The following is a 16,276-nucleotide window of genomic DNA, read 5'->3' as shown; positions in this document are numbered from 1 at the left end:
CCGCCTCGGCCTGCTGCCCACCCCCGGATCGCTGAGCAGAACGAGCAGAAGTCCGGCTAACACGGCTTACGCGGGATACGGAGGAAACAGCGACGTAACACCGGGCGGCCTCTAGCGTCTGCCTTCCTCGACCCCCGAGGTTCGACCCCCGAGGTCAGGAAGGAGACAAACTCAGATGGCTTCGCGACACGACGCCGCGGTGAGTCCGGTGGCCGGGAAGGCCGGCCCGGACAGCGCGCGAGTCGAGATCTCCGGGCTCACCAAACGATTTCTGACTCCCGCCGGTGAGGTGTTCACGGCGCTGCAGGACGTCTCGTTCACCGTGGAGCCCGGCCAGTTCTGCGCGGTGGTGGGCCCGACCGGCTGTGGGAAGTCCACGACGCTGGGCATGGTCTCCGGGCTCGACCGGCCCAGCGAGGGCTCGGTCAAAGTCGGCGGCCGTGAGGTGGACGGCGTCACCGACGGCGTCAGCTTCATGTTCCAGGCCGACGCGCTGCTGCCCTGGAAGACCGTGCTCGGCAATGTCCTGATGGGCCCCGTCTTCCGCAAAGTACCCAAGCAGCAGGCCCAGGCCTCGGCACGCGACTGGCTGCGGCGGGTGGGCCTCGCGGGGTTCGAGGACCGCTATCCGCACCAGCTCTCCGGCGGCATGCGCAAGCGCGTGGCGATGGCCGCGGCGCTGATCAACGAACCCCGGATCCTGATCATGGACGAGCCGTTCGGCGCCCTGGACGTGCAGACCAAGGCGATCATGTCCACGGAACTGCTCGGCCTGTGGGAGCAGATCCGCCCGTCGGTCATCTTCATCACCCACGACCTCGACGAGGCCGTGGCGCTCGCCGACCGGGTCGTCGTCATGACGTCCAGCCCCGGGTCGGTCAAGGCGGTCTTCGACATCGACCTGCCGCGCCCGCGCGGCTCGGTCCAGGAGATCCGCTTCCAGCCCCGCTTCATCGAACTTCAGCACCAGATCTGGGACTCGCTGCGCGAGGAGGTGGAGCGCGCCTACGCACGCACCGCAGGAGGTACGGCATGAGCACGACGTCCGCGGTTTCCCCCGCTCCCCTCAGGGACGGCGCACAGCTCTCGGCCGCGACTGCCGCCAGACGCGCCCGTCGGCGCCGCGTCGCCCTGGTGTGGGCGGGCCGCATCGGCCTCGCCGTCCTCGTCGTCGGCGGCTGGCAGGCGTTCACCACCTGGGGGATCGTCGACCCGTTCTTCTTCGGGCAGCCCTCCGGCATCGCCAGTCGATTGGTCGACCTCTTTCGGCACGGCACCGAGTTCGGGTCCTTCTACGCGAACATCTGGACGACGATCCAGGAGGCACTCGTCGGCTTCGCCGTCGGGGCCGTCGCCGGTGTGGTGTTCGGCGTCGCGCTCGGCCAGAGCCGCTTCCTCGCCGACGTCCTCGGCCCCTACATCAAGATGGTCAACGCGATCCCGCGGATCGTCCTCGGCTCGATCTTCATCGTCGCGTTCGGCATCGGCGTACTGCCCAAGATCCTGCTCGCCGCGGTGCTGGTGTTCTTCATCGTGTTCTTCAACGCCTTCCAGGGCGTGCGCGAGGTCGACCGCAACATCCTCGCCAACGCCAGGGTGCTCGGCGCCTCCCAGCTGCAGATCATCCGGCATGTCACCGTGCCCTCCGCGCTCACGTGGATCATCGCCAGCCTGCACAGCGCCTTCGGTTTCGCCATCGTCGGCGCGCTGGTCGGGGAGGTGCTCGGCGCGCAGAGCGGCCTGGGCCTGGTCATCAAAACAGCGCAGAACAACTTCGATCCCAACGGGGTGTTCGCGACGATGCTCGTCATCTCGGTCATCGTGCTCGGCGCCGAGTGGGTGATCGGCAAGCTCGAACGCCGGCTGCTGTCCTGGCGTCCGCCGGCCCCCTCCGAGGCGTCGAACGCCCTCTGACTCCTCCCTTCCCCTGCTCCGCTCTTCCCTGTTCGACCTCAGAAGATCTCAGAAAAGGAATGTGGCCAGCCATGTCCAGACGACCCGCCACCGTTGCCGCGTCTCTCCTCGCCGTTCTCACTCTCGGCGCTGTCAGCGCCTGTTCGAGCAACTCCGGCAGCACCACCGCGACGAGCGGCTCCGGCGGCACACCGACCGTCAAGCTCATGGTCGGCGGCATAGACAAGCAGATCTACCTGCCCTACCAGCTCGCCCAGAACCTCGGCTTCTACAAGAAGTACGGCGTCGACGTCCAGCTCAGCACCGAGCAGGACGGCGGTGTCGGCGCCGAGGAGGCCATGGCCTCGGGGCAGGTCGACATGGCGGGTGCCTGGTACAACCACACGATCGAGTTCCAGGCGAAGGGCAAGGCGGTCGAGGACGTCGTCCAGCTGTCCGGCGCGCCGGGCGAGCGGGAGATGTGCACCAAGAAGTCGGGCGTCAGCTCGGGCGCCGACTTCAAGGGCAAGACCCTCGGCGTCACCGACCTGGGCTCGGGCACCGACACGCTCACCCAGTTCCTGGCCGCCAAGAAGGGCGTCAAGACGAGTCAGTTCCACCGCATCGGCGTCGGTGCGGGCTCAACCGCCATCGCCGCGCTGCAGAACGGCAAGGTCGACTGTGTGATGACGACGCAGCCGACGGTCGCCGCGATCCAGAAGAAGGGGGCCGGCACCTCCGCGATCGACCTGGCCACCACGCAGGGCGCCACGGCGGCGATGGGCGGCGCCTACCCGGCGGCCAGCGTGCTCGCCCGCACCGACTGGGTGAACGCGCACAAGGACACGGTGCAGAAGGTCGTCGACGCGCTGGTCGCCACCATGCACTGGATCAACGCGCACAGCGCGGCCGACATCGCGAACAAGCTGCCGGCGTCGTTCGTGTCGAACCAGCTGGTGACCAAGGCCGACTACATCACCGCCCTGACCGAGGACAAGGGCCAGTTCCTCCCGGACGGCATCATGCCGGCCGGCGGTCCGAAGACCTCCCTGGCCACGGAGCAGCTCGTCGGCAACGTGAAGGGCTCGGTGGACCTCAGCAAGACGTTCACCAACGACTTCGCCGTCCAGGCCAACAAGACGGAGGGCTTCAAGACCACCACGACGCCGGCAGGACCGACCGGCTGATCCCCACCGGACGGGGCCGCCCAGGTGACATCCACCAGGGCGGCCCCGCGGCATGCTCACCCGCTTGTCGCCGCCCCGTGTGTCTCGTCCTGTCCGACAGGAAGGAGCAGGGTGAACGTGGCCGGGTGTCTGCTGGACAGGGAGAGCCTGCCTCCGAGCGAGACGGCCAGGTCACGCGCGAGGGCCAGGCCGATGCCCGTTCCGTGCCCGTCCCCGGTGCGGCCGCGGTCGAAGAGCCGGGACGGCTCGCCCGTCACGGCGCCCTCGCCGCTCACGTCGAAGGCGAGGGCGTGGTGCAGGTCCCGCACCGCCACGCGGACCGTGCCGCGCCCGTGCGCCCGGGAGTTGTCCAGCAGGATCCCGAGCACTTCCGACACGGGCCCGCCGGGAACGCGGACGCCGGCCGGTGCGTCCTGGCCGGTGCACTCCAGGCGTCTGCCGTCCTGGGCGAAGAGGCCGTGCCACCGTTCCTCCGTCTCCCGCAGCACATGCCGCACGGCGATCGTCCCGGCAGTGGGGCGGGCCGTCTCCCGGGAGCGGGACAGGCGCAGCGCCTCCTCCACCGTGTGGCGCAGGCGCTCGGTGGTGGCCAGCGCCTCGGTCAGCACGGGCCGCAGCCGGGCGTCGTCGTCCTGGGCGAGCCCCGTCGATCTCGGCGACGCTGCTCGGGGCGGCCCGTGCCGTCAGGTCGCCCTCGGTCACGGCCCGGCAGTGGCGGGAGAAGTCCTGGAGACCGGCCTGCGTGGCCACGACTACGCCCCGACGTGGTGCCGTACCGGAGCGGGCGCACTGGCGGAGGCCGGGCGGGCACCGTACGAGGTACTGCTCCTGGACCTGGGGCTGCCCGACATGGACGGCCTGGACGTCGCTCGGCAGCTGCGCGCCCGCCTCCCGGACCTGCTGATCGTCGTGCTGACCGCACGGACCGACGACATCGACATCATCGCCGGGCTGGACGCGGGGGCCGACGACTACCTGGTCAAGCCGTTCAGCCTGACCGTGCTGCTGGCCCGGCTGCGGGCGCACCTCAGACGGCAGGTGGTAGCCGCGCCAGCCCGGGAGCCGGTACGGCTGGGCGATCTGGTCGTCGACGTGACGGCCCGTCGCTGCGCACTGCTCGGCGCCGACGTCCCGCTGCGGGCCAAGGAGTGTGACGCTGGCCAGCCTGCGCCGCAGACTCACCGAGGCGGCGCGGACGGGCGGGCGGCCGGTCCGTCTTCCCCGGATCACCACGTTGCGGGGGCACGGATACCGGCTGGAACAGCAACCTGATCCGCCGGACTGAGAACGCGCCCATGGCGCCCCGGTACGGCGAAGATCACCCACAGACGAGGAGTGCGTCAGGGTATCCGCGTATCCGCTTGTAGTGACCCGGCCTCGTATCGCTGGGACACTGAATCAAAGATCCAGAAAATCTCAACAGCATCCGCCCCGGTCGGCCAAGGGTCAGCTCAGGGACGGCGAAACACGGCGACGGACGACCACGGGCGCACATGAGCCGAACGCTGTGAAAGCACTGATGAACTGGGACAACACCGGCTCACAGGGGAGCCGGCGAACTGAGGGGCGAGCCGTGTTCTACTACCTGCTCAAGTACGTACTGCTGGGGCCGCTGTTGAGAGTGGTGTTCCGGCCGCGGATCGAGGGCCTGGAACATGTGCCGGCGACCGGACCGGCGATCATCGCCGGCAACCACCTCTCCTTCTCCGACCACTTCCTGATGCCGGCCGTCCTCAAGCGGCGCATCACCTTCCTCGCCAAGGCCGAGTACTTCACGGGGCCGGGGGTGCGGGGCCGGCTGACCGCCTTCTTCTTCCGCAGCGCCGGGCAGATCCCGGTGGACCGCTCCGGCAAGGAGGCCGGCCAGGCCGCGATCCGGGAGGGGCTGGGGGTGCTGGGCAAGGGCGAGTTGCTCGGCATCTACCCGGAGGGCACGCGCTCGCACGACGGGCGCCTGTACAAGGGCAAGGTCGGGGTGGCCGTGATGGCGCTGCGGGCCGGTGTCCCGGTGATCCCCTGCGCGATGATCGGCACCTTCGAGGCGCAGCCGCCCGGCAAGGTCGTCCCGAACGTCCACCCCGTCGTGATCCGCTTCGGCAAGCCCATGGAGTTCTCCCGGTACGCCGGGATGGAGCACGAGAAGGCCGTCCTGCGGGCCATCACCGACGAGATCATGTACGCCATCCTGTCCCTGTCCGAGCAGGAGTACGTCGACGAGTACGCGGCCGTCGTCAAGGCCGGCCAGGCGGCGGCGAAGGGCGAGAAGGAGCGCAGGTTCCCGCGGGCGCCGCTGAGTTGAGGCGGTGGACGCAGCGGTGAGGGGCGGCCGGAGGTGTTCCGGCCGCCCCTCGTCGTCGTGCGGGGAGCGGTGGTTACGGCTGCGGGGTGGCGTGCGGGGTGCAGGTGACGTCCGCGCCGTCCAGCGTGCCGGTGAGCAGGTAGGTGTCGACGCGGCTGTTGATGCACGGGTTGACCAGGCCGGTCACGCCGTGCGAGCCGGCGCCCTGCTCGGTGATGAGACGGGAGCCCTGGAAGCGCTTGTGCAGTTCGACGGCGCCGGCGTACGGGGTGGCGGCGTCACGCGTGGACTGCACGATCAGCACCGGCGGCAGGCCCTTGTGGGTCCTGACCTCCACCGGCGTCTGCTGCTTGACCGGCCAGGTGGCACACGGCAGGTTGAGCCATGCGTTGGCCCAGGTCATGAACGGGTACTGCTGGTTGAGCTCGGTGTTGTCGCGGTCCCACTTGTGCCAGCCGGTGGGCCACTTGGCGTCGGTGCACTCGACGGCGGTGTAGACGGCGTTGCCGTTCTCCGACGTGATGTTGCCTGCCGTGTCGGTCAGGTCCGGGCCGGCCGCGTCGACCAGGGCCTGGGTGTCGCCGGCGAAGTACTTGCTGAACACCGTGGCGACCGGGACCCACGAGGAGTCGTAGTACGGCGCGCTCTGGAAGAAGCCGATCAGCTCGGCCGGTCCGACGACCCCGCCGATCGGGTTCGCCTTGGCGGTGGCGCGCAGCTGGAGCCACTTGGCCTGCACGGCGTCCCGCGTGGTCCCCAGGTGGAAGGCGGAGTCGTGCGCGGCGACCCAGTCCTCCCAGTCCTTCCAGCGGCCCTCGAAGGCGACGTCCTGGTCCAGGTTGGCCTGGTACCAGATGTTCTTCCGCGACGGGTTGACGACGCTGTCGACGATCATCCGGCGCACGTGGCCCGGGAACAGCGTCCCGTACACCGCGCCGAGGTAGGTGCCGTAGGAGACACCGAGGTAGTTGAGCTTCTTCTCGCCGAGCGCGGCCCTGATGACGTCGAGGTCGCGGGCGGTGTTCGCGGTGGTCATCTGCTGGAGCATCGCGCGGCCGGTGCGCTCGGCGCAGCCGTCCGCGTACTGCTCGGCGAGCCTCCGCTGCGCGGTCTTGTCGGCCTCGGTGTCCGGCACCGGGTCGGCCTTGGGGGCCTTCACGAACTCCTGCGGGTCCTGGCAGGAGATGGGCGCCGAGTGGCCGACGCCGCGCGGGTCGAAGCCCACGAAGTCGTACGCCTTCGAGGCGTTGACCCACAGGGGGTTCTTGCTGGTGACCCGGAGCGGGAAGCGCATGCCCGAGCCGCCGGGGCCGCCGGGGTTGTAGACGAGCGCGCCCTGGCGCTCCGCCGTCGTTCCCGTGCTGCCTATTCGGTCGACGGCGAGCCTGATCTGCTTGCCGTAGGGCTTGGTGTAGTCGAGCGGCACGCTGACCCAGCCGCACTGGACGGGCTTGGTCAGGGCCCAGTCGGCCGGGCAGTCGGCCCAGGCGATCTCGGCCTTGTTGGCCCGTGCGGCGGCGATCGCCGCGCCCTGCTGCGCGCGGTCCTGGCCGCCGTGCCGGGCCTCGGCGCCGGCGGCGGGTGCCGCGAGGGCACCGGCGATCAGGCCGGCCGTGACGAGCGCTCCGGCCGAACCGAGCGCCAGCGTCCGGCTCCTCGATCTGAAGTTGTCCCTCAAGTGGGCCCCTCCCCGTACCTCATGGCGAATGGTCAGGGGAGATCCTTCCGGCTGTGAGGTCCCTGAGAACAGGGCCCAACAGCCGTCTTTACCAATCCGATAACCGGACTCCGAGGTCCCGCTGAGCGATCAACCGCCCAACTCGGCCAACGCCGCGTCCAGGACCCGGCGCAGCCGCAGCGCATCGGCGGCCACCGCACTCACCAACACCGCGGGCCCGGCGAGCGGAGTGAGCGCGGCATCCTCCCCCAGCATCCGCGCCGCCACCGGGTGCTCCGCGAACTCCGGTCGTACGACGACGAGTTGCCCGACCGCGCGCTGTCCCGCCAGCACGGCGGGCCCGTCCCAGCCGCCCGGCGCCCCGGGCCCGCAGGCCAGCTCCTGATCCAGCACGGCCCTCCCGGCCACCCGCACGGTGAGCCGGCTGCCGAGCCGACCCGGCTCCTCCCCCACCCGCCCGAGGACCTGCTCCTCACGCAGCACGAGCCGCCCGCGCGCGCCGACCTCGACGCGGGTCGTCACGCACAGCTCGCTCCCCCTGGCCGAGATCAACTGCTCGGGCAGCCAGCGCAGTTCACCGCCGTCGGCGACATCGAGGCGCACGTCGTACCGCGCCTCCTCCTTCCCCTGCCCCGGCAGGGCGATGGTCGCGGCGGCCGACCCGACGGACAGCCGGGCCCCTTCCTCGACCCGGGCCTCGATCCCGAACCGGTCCCCGCCGAGCGGCCCGCTCATCGCCCCGACGACCATCACCCGGGCCTCGGCCCCGCTTCCCCGGGTACGGCGCAGCGCGAGCGGCCCCTCGCCCTCCAGCACCGGGAGCGAGGTACCGCCCCGCCCGTCGTCCCGTGCGACGATCCGAGCGACGGCGCGTACGCCCGTCGCCGTCATACGGCCCACGCCACGAGCCGCTCCCGCACCCACGCGGCCACCTCCGCGACGCCGGCCTCGCTGCGCAACGACTGGAAGACGACGGGCAGTTCGGCGCGCTGCGCCTTGGCGTCGGCGGCCATCCGCGCCAGGTCCGACCCGACGTAGGGCGCCAGGTCCGTCTTGTTGACGACGAGCAGATCGGCGGTGGTCACACCCGGCCCGCCCTTCCGCGGGATGTCGTCCCCGCCCGCCACGTCGATCACGAAGATCTGCGCGTCCACGAGCCCCTTGGAGAAGGTGGCGGTGAGATTGTCCCCGCCCGACTCGACGAGGATGAGGTCCAGCGGCCCGACCTCGTCCTCCAGGTCCTCCACGGCTTCCAGATTGGCCGAGATGTCGTCCCGGATCGCGGTGTGCGGGCACGCCCCCGTCTCGACGGCGGCGATCCGCTCCGGCGGCAGCACCGCCTCCCGGAGCAGGAACTCGGCGTCCTCGCGGGTGTAGATGTCATTGGTGACGACGGCGAGCGACAACTCGTCCCGCAGCGCCCGGCACAGCGCGGCCACGGTGGCGGTCTTCCCGGACCCGACGGGCCCACCGAGCCCGATACGGAGGGCACGGCGGGACCCGTCGAGCCGCCGGGCGTCGGCACTGATCGCAGCCGGGCCGTGCTGGTGATCGTGGTCGAGATGCATGTTCGGCTCCTTTTCAACAAGCTTTGCGTTTCAGCCCGCCCACCCCTCGCGGACAACTACAGGCCCGCCCCCTCCTCCAGCCCGTCCGGCGTTTGAGGACGAGGCCGGAGGCCGATGCGGGGGTCCGGGGGCGGCAGCCCCCGAACCGGGCGGTCGAAGGGGGCCCACCCCCTGGAGGACGGGACGGGTAGGGGCGGCGGGGGCGAGAAAACCCCCTACGACGCGAACAACCGCACCGCCCACCCCGCATGCCACTCCGCCCCGATCTCCATCAACGGCGCCGAAGCCGCAGGCAACGCCTCGACCCCAGCCCCGCCGACCACCCCCCGCGCCGCCTCCACCCCCCGGTCGACCACCCGGTCCACCTCCCCCGCCAGCCGCGCCAGCACCCCCGTCGCCTCGAACGGATCCAGCCCCAGCAACCGCACCACCGCCGTCGCCGGCCCGCTCACACACTCGTACGCCGCGCAGTACGCCGCGTCCTGAGCCGAGAGCCCGGCCGCCCTGGCCACCACCCCCAACACCACCGGCTGATGCGCCCCCTTGGGGAACTCCCGGCCCAGGGCGTCGAGTTCGGCGCACGGCCAGGCCACCCGCGCGGCCCGCAGCAGCTGCCGCCCGAGCCTGCGCGCAGCGCCCCGCAGCGCGGCCGACGGCGTCCGCGCGTCGGCCGCGGCGTCCAGCTCCCGTACGTCCGCGCCCAGTACCGCAGCCGCGGCGACCGCACCCGCCACCAGCCCCGCCGTGTGCAGCCGCCCCCGGCAGTACTCCTCCAGGCTCGCGGCCCCGGTGATCCGGCCTGCCTTGACGGCCGCCTCCGCCCCGCCGGAGTGCGCATGCCCTCCGGCGGGGAAACGGCCGTCGGCCAGCACCAGCAACGCTGCACGGGACACCGCACCCACCCGCTCTCAGAAGAGGAAGTAACGCTGGGCCATGGGCAGTTCGGCGGCCGGTGTCGCCTCGACCAGCTCCCCGTCGATGTGCACGGCGAAGCTGTCGGGGTCGACCCGGACGTGCGGGCGCGCGTCGTTCTCCCGCATGTCCGCCTTGGTCACCCCGCGGGTCGACTCGATGGCGACGAACCGCTTCCCGAGCTGCAGCCGTTCCGGCAGGCCGTCCTCGATCGCCAACGGGGCGACGAAGTTGAAGGAGTTGGCGGCCGGCGCCCGCCCGATCGCCCCGTACATCGGGCGCGGCAGGATCGGCTGGGGCGTCGGGATCGACGCGTTGGCGTCGCCCATCTGCGCGTAGGCGATCTGGCCGCCCTTGAGGACGACCTGCGGCTTGACCCCGAAGAACGCGGGCTCCCAGAGCACGAGGTCGGCGAGCTTCCCGGTCTCGACCGAGCCGATCTCGCGAGCCAGCCCCTGCGCGAGCGCGGGGTTGATCGTGTACTTGGCGACGTAGCGCCGTACGCGGTGGTTGTCGGCCCGCCCGTCCCCCGGCAGCGCGCCCCGCCGCCGCTTCATCACGTGCGCGGTCTGCCAGGTCCGCAGGATCACCTCGCCGACCCGCCCCATGGCCTGTGCGTCGGAGGAGATGATCGAGATCGCGCCGAGGTCGTGGAGTATGTCCTCGGCGCCGATGGTCGACGGCCGGATCCGCGACTCGGCGAAGGCCAGGTCCTCCGGCACCGCCGGGTTGAGGTGGTGGCACACCATCAGCATGTCGAGGTGTTCCTCGGCGGTGTTCACCGTGTACGGCCGGGTCGGGTTCGTCGAACTCGGCAGCACGTGCGGTTCGGAGACGACGGTCATGATGTCCGGGGCGTGCCCGCCACCCGCGCCCTCGGTGTGGTACGCGTGGATGCCCCGCCCGCCGATCGCGGCGAGGGTGTCCGCCACGAAGCCCGCCTCGTTCAGGGTGTCGGTGTGGATGGCGACCTGGATGCCGGTCCGGTCGGCGACGCTGAGGGCCGCGTCGATGACGGCCGGGGTCGACCCCCAGTCCTCGTGCAGCTTCAGCCCGAGTGCCCCGCCGCGGATCTGGGAGAGCATCGCCTCGTGCGAGACGGTGTTGCCCTTGCCGAGGAAGCCGATGTTGAGCGGGTACTGCTCCATCGCCTCCAGCATCCGGGCGAGGTGCCACGGGCCGGGGGTGACGGTGGTCGCCTTCGAGCCCTCGGCGGGCCCGGTGCCGCCGCCCACCAGCGTCGTGATCCCGGCCGCCAGCGCCTCGTCGGCGATCTGCGGGCAGATGAAGTGGACGTGCGCGTCGACACCGCCCGCGGTGAGGATGCGCCCGTTGCCGGCGATGACCTCGGTCTCGGGGCCGATCACCAGGTCGGGGTGGACGCCGTCCATGGTGTCGGGGTTGCCGGCCTTGCCGATGCCGGTGATCCGGCCGTCGCGGATGCCGATGTCGGCCTTGACGATGCCCCAGTGGTCGATGATCACGGCACCGGTGATGATCGTGTCGGGGGTGCCGTCTGCGCGCGTAGCACGCGACTGGCCCATGGATTCGCGGATGACCTTGCCGCCGCCGAAGACCGCCTCGTCCCCGGCGAGTCCGGGGCCGCCGGAACGGTCCTCCTCGATCTCGACGATCAGGTCGGTGTCGGCGAGCCGGATCCGGTCACCGGTGGTCGGTCCGAACAGGTCGGCGTAGGCGGCGCGGGAGATCTCAGGCATCGAGGGCACCTCCGGTCTCGCCGCGCAGCCCGGGGACCACCCGGGCGCCGGTGAGCGGGACGAGTTCGACGCCGACCGGGATGCCGGGCTCGAAGCGGACGGCGGTGCCGGCGGGGACGTTCAGCCGCTTGCCGCGGGCCGCCTCGCGGTCGAACTCCAGTCCGGGGTTGGCCTCGGCGAAGTGGTAGTGGGAGCCGACCTGGACGGGCCGGTCGGCGGCGTTGAGGACGGTCAGCCGGGTGACCTCACGGCCCGCATTGAATACGACGGGCCCGTCGGCGAAGAGCACCTCTCCGGGAATCATCGACGGCCTCCTCAGACGATCGGGTCGTGGACGGTGACGAGCTTGGTGCCGTCCGGGAAGGTCGCCTCGACCTGGACGTCGTGGATCATCTCGGGGATGCCCTCCATGACGTCGTCCCTGGTGAGCAGCTTGCGCCCGGAGGCCATGAGTTCGGCGACGGTTCGGCCGTCCCGCGCGCCTTCGAGGATGTGCGACGTGATGAGGGCGATCGCCTCGGGGTGGTTCAGCCGGAGCCCGCGGGCCCGGCGCTTCTCGGCCACGTCGGCCGCCACGTGGATCAGCAGCCTCTCTTGCTCGTGCGGGGTCAGTTGCACGTCCCACCTCACAGTCCTCGCTCCGGACCGTGCGGGGCCCGGTTGCCGCGGCCACCGCGACGAATTGGGCTCACGGACCCAATCCGGCTAGGAAAACCCCAGGTGGCGTGGATCGGCAGGCTAGTTTGCCGGAGTTTCGGCGACGTTAACCGGACCTTGATCACTTCATGACCGGCACACGAGCCGCACGACCGGTGCGCGGGAGGGGGCGCCACCCGAACGGCCCTCACCCGGATGCTCGGGGGGTACCGGCGGGCACAAGCCTTTGGAGCGCCTCGACGAGACGGTTCTCACCGAAAGGGCGCTGGGGGTGCCCCCGGCTTGGAAGGCTGGGGGAGGAACTGCGCGATCAGCCACGATGGCGCCGCGGGCGAATGACCGCGCATTGCGGCACGTTCGGCTGAGCGCCCGGCCCGTGTGGCGCCGCCTGTTCAGGAGCCTGCGGCTCCCCTGTGCTCCGCCGCGATGCCGAAGCGGCCGCGTTCGGGGCGGACCGCGGCGGTCTCCCGGACCGTGGAGACCGAGCTGACGACGTGGTCCACGTGCTCCTCGGCCGGTTCCGGGAGCTCTTCGAGGCGTTCGAGGTCGGCGGCGGAGACGAGGGCGACCAGCGGCTTGCCGTGGCGCGTCACGACGACGCGCTCACCGCCGTACACCACCCTGTTGATCAGTTCGGCGAGCTCAGCCCTGGCTTGGGTCACCGGAATCTCGTAGGCCATGAACCCAGCTTACGGGGCACCCCGGACATCACATCTTGTTCGGTGACAGCGGAATCCCCTCTTGATGATCTGTACGTCCTGTACATTTTCAGCAGAGAGCCCGGCCCCCGGGCTGCCTCAGTCGCGAGGAGGGGTACGCCATGACCCGACCGTCCGCCCGCTACGTCCTGCCCGAGTTCACGGAACGCACGACCGCGGGGCAGCGCACCCTGGATCCGTACGCGAAGCTGCTTGAGGAGCGGATCGTCTTCCTCGGCACGCCCGTCGACGAGGTCTCGGCCAACGACGTGATGGCCCAGTTCATGTATCTGGAGTACGCGGCTCCGGAGCGGGACATCTCGCTGTACATCAACTCCCCGGGCGGGTCCTACACCGCGATGGCCGCGGTCTACGACACGGTCCAGTACGTGAGCTGCGACGTGGAGACGGTCTGCCTCGGGCAGGCCGGGGCGTCGGCCGCGGTGCTGCTGGCGGCCGGCACACCGGGCAAGCGGTCCGTGCTGCCCGGCGCGCGCATCGTGCTGCAGCAGCCGTCGCTGCCGGAACCGGTACAGGGCCAGCCGAGTGATCTGGCCATCCAGGCGGCGGAGTTGGACCGGGTCCGGGCGATGGTCGAGGGGATGCTCGTCCGGCACACCGGGCGTACGGCCGAACAGGTGCACCAGGACCTGGAGCGGGACCTGGTCCTGGACGCCCCGCAGGCGCTGGCCTACGGCCTGGTGGACCGGGTCATGCCCACCCGCCGGGCGCTGCCCGGCCTGCCGGACGCGGGGTGAGCGGCCGATGCTGCCGCCGGAGCTGCCGCCGCTGCCCGCGCTGACCCGCGCCGAGGGCGAGCTGATCGACCGTTACCTGGACGTGGTGGATTTACTGGGCCGGATCAATCCGGCGCGCAACGAGGACACCTACCGTGGGCTGCGCGCCGCGCAGGCGCTGGTGCGCGCGGCGTCCGAGCTGCGTGACGCCCTGGCCCTGATGCATCTGCGGGGCGAGACGGAGCTGCACGGGGACACGCTGGCACGCGCGTTGCGGGTGCTCGACGGTGAGCGCCGGACCGCTCGCGTCGTACTCCCGCCCGACTGCGTACCGTGACACCCGCCGGACTCCGGTCCGTGCCGTCGACGGGACGCGCGGGCCGGAGTCGAAACGACCCAAAGGGGTTACCGCCGTTCGGCGGAGCGTGGCGTGGTTTTACCCGGCCGGGGAAGCCGCTCGGGTTGCCTGCGCGGGGGTACCCACGGACGGCTTCCGCGCAGGTCCGGGGCTACGCAGGGCAGTTGACGGAGAATCGAACACAGGGCTGTCCACCCGAACGGGTGGGTGGTGAGTAACCCCACAAATCCACGGTTCCGTTGGGATTTTCGGACACACGTGAGTGAAGATCCCTGTCTGACGACAAGCCCCCGCCACAGCGGCGGGGCGGTCCGGGCGGACGCCGAGTCCTGCCGCCGCCTGGATTGACCCGTCGACAGAAGTGCATCGGCAGGAGTGGAGGACCCAAGCACGACGGGTCGCCGGCACGGTCGCGCCATGACCGGGCCGAGCAGCCCTTGGGGTGAAGCCGTGGCGACACGGCCGGGCAACTTCGCCAGCCCGAATCCGACAGGTCATCCTTCACAGGCGGCTGACGAAGGGTTGCGCATGACTGCGCTCAATCGTGTTCCGTCGCTGATGGCCCGGGCCGGTACGGCCTCGGCACTGACCATCGCCGCCGTGGGCGGTTCGATCGTGATACCGGGTGTCGCCTCCGACGCCTCGGCCGCCACGATGGCGACGAAGGCACTTCAGGTCGCCGCGTCGAAGAAGGGTTCGCCCTACAGGTGGGGCGCCACCGGACCGAACAGGTTCGACTGCTCCGGGCTGACGCTGTACTCGTTCAAGAAGGCGGGCAAGACCCTGCCGCGTACGGCGGCCCAGCAGTACAACAAGACCCGTCACATCTCGGCCGGCAACCGCAAGGCCGGGGACCTGGTCTTCTTCCACTCGGGGTCCAGCGTCTACCACGTCGGCATCTACGCCGGGAAGGGAAAGATCTGGCACGCCCCGAAGACCGGGGACGTGGTCAAGCTCCAGAAGATCTGGACACGCAGCGTCTGGTACGGCCGGGTCAGCTGACCCGTTCCCGCGTCGGCCGGCCGGCAGGAACTCAGGGCTACGGTTCCTGCTGGCCGGCCGCCGTGACCGTGCCCGCCGGGACCGTCCAGGGCAGTTCGATGGAGACGGTCTTGCCGCCCTCCCGGGTGGGCCGCACCCGGAGTTTTCCGCCGCACTCCGCGGTCAGCCAGCGGATGATGACCATGCCGCGCCCGTTGTCCTGCTGGACCGCGGCGGGGAGTCTCTTGGGAAAGCGCGGATGGCTGTCCGTGACGCCGATGCGCAGGTGTTCGTCACGGTCGAGCACGAGGTCCACGGTGAAGGTGGGTGACTGCCCGAAGGTGTGCTGCACGGCGTTGGTGGCGAGTTCGGAGACGATGAGGCGGACGGAGTCCGCGGTCTCCGTCTCCGGTGGCAGCCCCCACTCCGCGAGGGTGTCCAGCACGTAGGAGCGGGCGGCGGAGACCGAGGCGGGATCGCTCGGCAGAGTGACGGATGCTTCCAGGTGGTCTGCCATGGCGACGTCGTCCCTTTCCTCGGGACCGGAGTCCGACACGGAGCGGATGGTTCGAGTACGGTCCCGGACTGGTGCTTCTTCGCCAGACTGCCATTACCGGGCCGGTCACGGGGAGCGATCCACCAAGATATGCATATATCTGTCGCTCGAAGCGGTGAACTCTGCGACCTCAGACCGTATTTGGGCGGCTCGGAAGGAGTAAGGAGTAGCCCATGCAGAACGGTCCCGCGGTACGCCGCCGGAAACTGGGCGCCGAACTGCGCACACTGCGCACCGGCGCCGGCCTCACGAGCGGTGAGGCCGCCCGTCTGGTGGGCTGGCATCAGTCGAAAGTGAGCCGGATCGAGACCGGCGCCAGCGGTGTGAAACCGGCCGATGTGCGGTTACTTCTGGACGCCTACGGCGTGGTGGAGGGGCAACTGCGCGAGTTGCTGCTGGTGTTGGCGGGGTCGGAGGACACGGCGGGCCGGCACCACTGGTGGCACGCCTACCGTGGGGTCCTGCCGCCCGCCTACCGCGATTTCATCAGCCTGGAGTCACAGGCCGGCACGATGCGCACGCTGGAGACCCTGGTCGTACCGGGGCTGCTGCAGACCCCCGAGTACGCGCGCGCGGTGACCCGGGCGGCCATGGACGGGCGCGCCGACGACTCCCTGGACACGCTGGTGGAAGTGCGCCTGGCCAGGCAGGACGTGCTGCGAAACGATCCGCCGCTGGAGCTGAGCGCGGTGCTGGACGAGGCGGTGCTGCGCCGGGAGGTGGGCGGTCCCGGTGTGATGGCACGGCAGCTGGAGCGGCTGATGGAGGCGGCCCGGCTGCCCCAAGTACGGCTCCAGGTGCTGCCGTTCGCGGCCGGTGCCCATATCGGCATCACCGGACCTTTCGTAATCTTCTCATTTCCGAGCACTTCTGATCTGGACGTGGTTGTTATCGACCAGTTGACGAGTAGCCTCTACCTGGAGCGGAAAGAAGACCTCCAGGCCTACACGGAGGCCTTCGACACGCTCCGGATCCACGCCCTTTCCCCCGAGGACTCGTTGGATTACATCGCCGCAATAGCTGACGGCGCGTAA

19 protein-coding genes and 1 riboswitch are annotated in these 16,276 nt (G+C 70.6%); of the genes, 9 read left to right on the top strand and 10 right to left on the bottom strand.

What is annotated here, in order from left to right:
• Positions 1 to 175 precede the first annotated feature (175 nt).
• The 3 genes from ACZ63F_RS00745 to ACZ63F_RS00735 all read left to right on the top strand — a co-directional run bounded on the left by ACZ63F_RS00745 (position 176) and on the right by ACZ63F_RS00735 (position 3,080).
• Positions 176 to 1,036, top strand: coding sequence for an ABC transporter ATP-binding protein (locus ACZ63F_RS00745; RefSeq protein WP_469707413.1), 861 nt, complete (start codon positions 176 to 178; stop codon positions 1,034 to 1,036).
• A complete protein-coding gene (locus tag ACZ63F_RS00740) occupies positions 1,033 to 1,914 on the top strand; it encodes an ABC transporter permease (protein WP_469707412.1) in 882 nt (293 codons plus the stop codon). Before ACZ63F_RS00745 ends, ACZ63F_RS00740 begins: the two co-directional genes overlap by 4 nt.
• Before the next feature lie 71 nt (positions 1,915 to 1,985).
• Positions 1,986 to 3,080 (top strand): ABC transporter substrate-binding protein, encoded by a 1,095-nt coding sequence (locus ACZ63F_RS00735; protein ID WP_469707411.1) that lies wholly within the window; start codon positions 1,986 to 1,988, stop codon positions 3,078 to 3,080.
• Between the two features lie 56 nt (positions 3,081 to 3,136).
• On the opposite strand, the gene ACZ63F_RS00730 is transcribed toward ACZ63F_RS00735, so the two are convergent.
• Entirely contained in the window at positions 3,137 to 3,688 is a 552-nt protein-coding gene (locus ACZ63F_RS00730; protein WP_469707409.1) for a sensor histidine kinase, read from the bottom strand.
• Positions 3,689 to 3,791: 103 nt separating this feature from the next.
• On the opposite strand from ACZ63F_RS00730, the gene ACZ63F_RS00725 reads away from it, so the two are divergent.
• A complete protein-coding gene (locus ACZ63F_RS00725) occupies positions 3,792 to 4,352 on the top strand; it encodes a response regulator transcription factor (RefSeq protein WP_469707408.1) in 561 nt (186 codons plus the stop codon).
• A gap of 301 nt (positions 4,353 to 4,653) precedes the next feature.
• Positions 4,654 to 5,379, top strand: coding sequence for a lysophospholipid acyltransferase family protein (locus ACZ63F_RS00720; protein ID WP_469707407.1), 726 nt, complete (start codon positions 4,654 to 4,656; stop codon positions 5,377 to 5,379).
• A 73-nt stretch (positions 5,380 to 5,452) separates the two neighbouring features.
• On the opposite strand, the gene ACZ63F_RS00715 is transcribed toward ACZ63F_RS00720, so the two are convergent.
• From ACZ63F_RS00715 to ACZ63F_RS00680, 8 genes are all read right to left on the bottom strand, one after another.
• Entirely contained in the window at positions 5,453 to 7,057 is a 1,605-nt protein-coding gene (locus ACZ63F_RS00715; RefSeq protein WP_469707405.1) for an alpha/beta hydrolase, read from the bottom strand.
• Between the two features lie 129 nt (positions 7,058 to 7,186).
• Positions 7,187 to 7,948 (bottom strand): urease accessory protein UreD, encoded by a 762-nt coding sequence (locus ACZ63F_RS00710; protein WP_469707404.1) that lies wholly within the window; start codon positions 7,946 to 7,948, stop codon positions 7,187 to 7,189.
• Positions 7,945 to 8,625 (bottom strand): urease accessory protein UreG, encoded by a 681-nt coding sequence (gene ureG, locus ACZ63F_RS00705; RefSeq protein WP_469707402.1) that lies wholly within the window; start codon positions 8,623 to 8,625, stop codon positions 7,945 to 7,947. Before ureG ends, ACZ63F_RS00710 begins: the two co-directional genes overlap by 4 nt.
• A 215-nt stretch (positions 8,626 to 8,840) precedes the next feature.
• Positions 8,841 to 9,518, bottom strand: a complete 678-nt coding sequence (locus tag ACZ63F_RS00700; RefSeq protein ID WP_469707400.1) for an urease accessory protein UreF — start codon at positions 9,516 to 9,518, stop codon at positions 8,841 to 8,843.
• A gap of 15 nt (positions 9,519 to 9,533) precedes the next feature.
• Positions 9,534 to 11,255, bottom strand: coding sequence for an urease subunit alpha (locus ACZ63F_RS00695; RefSeq protein WP_469707398.1), 1,722 nt, complete (start codon positions 11,253 to 11,255; stop codon positions 9,534 to 9,536).
• A complete protein-coding gene (locus ACZ63F_RS00690; protein ID WP_469707396.1) occupies positions 11,248 to 11,559 on the bottom strand; it encodes an urease subunit beta in 312 nt (103 codons plus the stop codon). Before ACZ63F_RS00690 ends, ACZ63F_RS00695 begins: the two co-directional genes overlap by 8 nt.
• A gap of 11 nt (positions 11,560 to 11,570) precedes the next feature.
• Entirely contained in the window at positions 11,571 to 11,873 is a 303-nt protein-coding gene (locus ACZ63F_RS00685; RefSeq protein ID WP_037672587.1) for an urease subunit gamma, read from the bottom strand.
• A 431-nt stretch (positions 11,874 to 12,304) separates the two neighbouring features.
• Positions 12,305 to 12,592 (bottom strand): type II toxin-antitoxin system Phd/YefM family antitoxin, encoded by a 288-nt coding sequence (locus tag ACZ63F_RS00680; RefSeq protein WP_293996298.1) that lies wholly within the window; start codon positions 12,590 to 12,592, stop codon positions 12,305 to 12,307.
• 140 nt (positions 12,593 to 12,732) lie between these two features.
• Here ACZ63F_RS00680 and ACZ63F_RS00675 point away from each other — a divergent pair, with 140 nt between their 5' ends.
• The 3 genes from ACZ63F_RS00675 (at position 12,733) to ACZ63F_RS00665 (ending at position 14,707) form a co-directional block, all read left to right on the top strand.
• Entirely contained in the window at positions 12,733 to 13,368 is a 636-nt protein-coding gene (locus tag ACZ63F_RS00675) for an ATP-dependent Clp protease proteolytic subunit (RefSeq protein WP_469707393.1), read from the top strand.
• 7 nt (positions 13,369 to 13,375) lie between these two features.
• Positions 13,376 to 13,684, top strand: coding sequence for a hypothetical protein (locus ACZ63F_RS00670; protein ID WP_469707391.1), 309 nt, complete (start codon positions 13,376 to 13,378; stop codon positions 13,682 to 13,684).
• Positions 13,685 to 14,045: 361 nt separating this feature from the next.
• A riboswitch (cyclic di-AMP (ydaO/yuaA leader) is annotated at positions 14,046 to 14,230 on the top strand.
• A 3-nt stretch (positions 14,231 to 14,233) separates the two neighbouring features.
• Positions 14,234 to 14,707, top strand: a complete 474-nt coding sequence (locus ACZ63F_RS00665) for a C40 family peptidase (protein ID WP_351720133.1) — start codon at positions 14,234 to 14,236, stop codon at positions 14,705 to 14,707.
• A 37-nt stretch (positions 14,708 to 14,744) separates the two neighbouring features.
• Here the strand turns inward: ACZ63F_RS00665 and ACZ63F_RS00660 are convergent, their stop codons facing one another.
• On the bottom strand, positions 14,745 to 15,203 hold the full coding sequence (locus ACZ63F_RS00660; RefSeq protein WP_469709267.1) for an ATP-binding protein: 459 nt from the start codon (positions 15,201 to 15,203) through the stop codon (positions 14,745 to 14,747).
• A 212-nt stretch (positions 15,204 to 15,415) separates the two neighbouring features.
• Between ACZ63F_RS00660 and ACZ63F_RS00655 the strand changes: the two genes are divergently transcribed.
• Positions 15,416 to 16,276 (top strand): helix-turn-helix domain-containing protein, encoded by an 861-nt coding sequence (locus ACZ63F_RS00655; RefSeq protein ID WP_352367496.1) that lies wholly within the window; start codon positions 15,416 to 15,418, stop codon positions 16,274 to 16,276.

This window comes from Streptomyces sp. NPDC104761 (genome assembly GCF_055583445.1).
The sequence above is the reverse complement of the archived record's forward strand: the minus strand, read 5'-3'. Positions and strand labels throughout refer to the sequence as shown.

What these genes read in the sequence shown, in the direction of transcription:
- ACZ63F_RS00660 (WP_469709267.1), bottom strand. Translation starts at nt 15,203, where the DNA reads ATGGCAGACCACCTGGAAGCATCCGTCACTCTGCCGAGCGATCCCGCC.
- ACZ63F_RS00680 (WP_293996298.1), bottom strand. Translation starts at nt 12,592, where the DNA reads ATGGCCTACGAGATTCCGGTGACCCAAGCCAGGGCTGAGCTCGCCGAA.
- ACZ63F_RS00745 (WP_469707413.1), top strand. Translation starts at nt 176, where the DNA reads ATGGCTTCGCGACACGACGCCGCGGTGAGTCCGGTGGCCGGGAAGGCC.
- ACZ63F_RS00735 (WP_469707411.1), top strand. Translation starts at nt 1,986, where the DNA reads ATGTCCAGACGACCCGCCACCGTTGCCGCGTCTCTCCTCGCCGTTCTC.
- ACZ63F_RS00670 (WP_469707391.1), top strand. Translation starts at nt 13,376, where the DNA reads ATGCTGCCGCCGGAGCTGCCGCCGCTGCCCGCGCTGACCCGCGCCGAG.
- ACZ63F_RS00710 (WP_469707404.1), bottom strand. Translation starts at nt 7,948, where the DNA reads ATGACGGCGACGGGCGTACGCGCCGTCGCTCGGATCGTCGCACGGGAC.
- ACZ63F_RS00740 (WP_469707412.1), top strand. Translation starts at nt 1,033, where the DNA reads ATGAGCACGACGTCCGCGGTTTCCCCCGCTCCCCTCAGGGACGGCGCA.
- ACZ63F_RS00665 (WP_351720133.1), top strand. Translation starts at nt 14,234, where the DNA reads ATGACTGCGCTCAATCGTGTTCCGTCGCTGATGGCCCGGGCCGGTACG.
- ACZ63F_RS00655 (WP_352367496.1), top strand. Translation starts at nt 15,416, where the DNA reads ATGCAGAACGGTCCCGCGGTACGCCGCCGGAAACTGGGCGCCGAACTG.
- ACZ63F_RS00675 (WP_469707393.1), top strand. Translation starts at nt 12,733, where the DNA reads ATGACCCGACCGTCCGCCCGCTACGTCCTGCCCGAGTTCACGGAACGC.
- ACZ63F_RS00695 (WP_469707398.1), bottom strand. Translation starts at nt 11,255, where the DNA reads ATGCCTGAGATCTCCCGCGCCGCCTACGCCGACCTGTTCGGACCGACC.
- ACZ63F_RS00690 (WP_469707396.1), bottom strand. Translation starts at nt 11,559, where the DNA reads ATGATTCCCGGAGAGGTGCTCTTCGCCGACGGGCCCGTCGTATTCAAT.
- ureG (WP_469707402.1), bottom strand. Translation starts at nt 8,625, where the DNA reads ATGCATCTCGACCACGATCACCAGCACGGCCCGGCTGCGATCAGTGCC.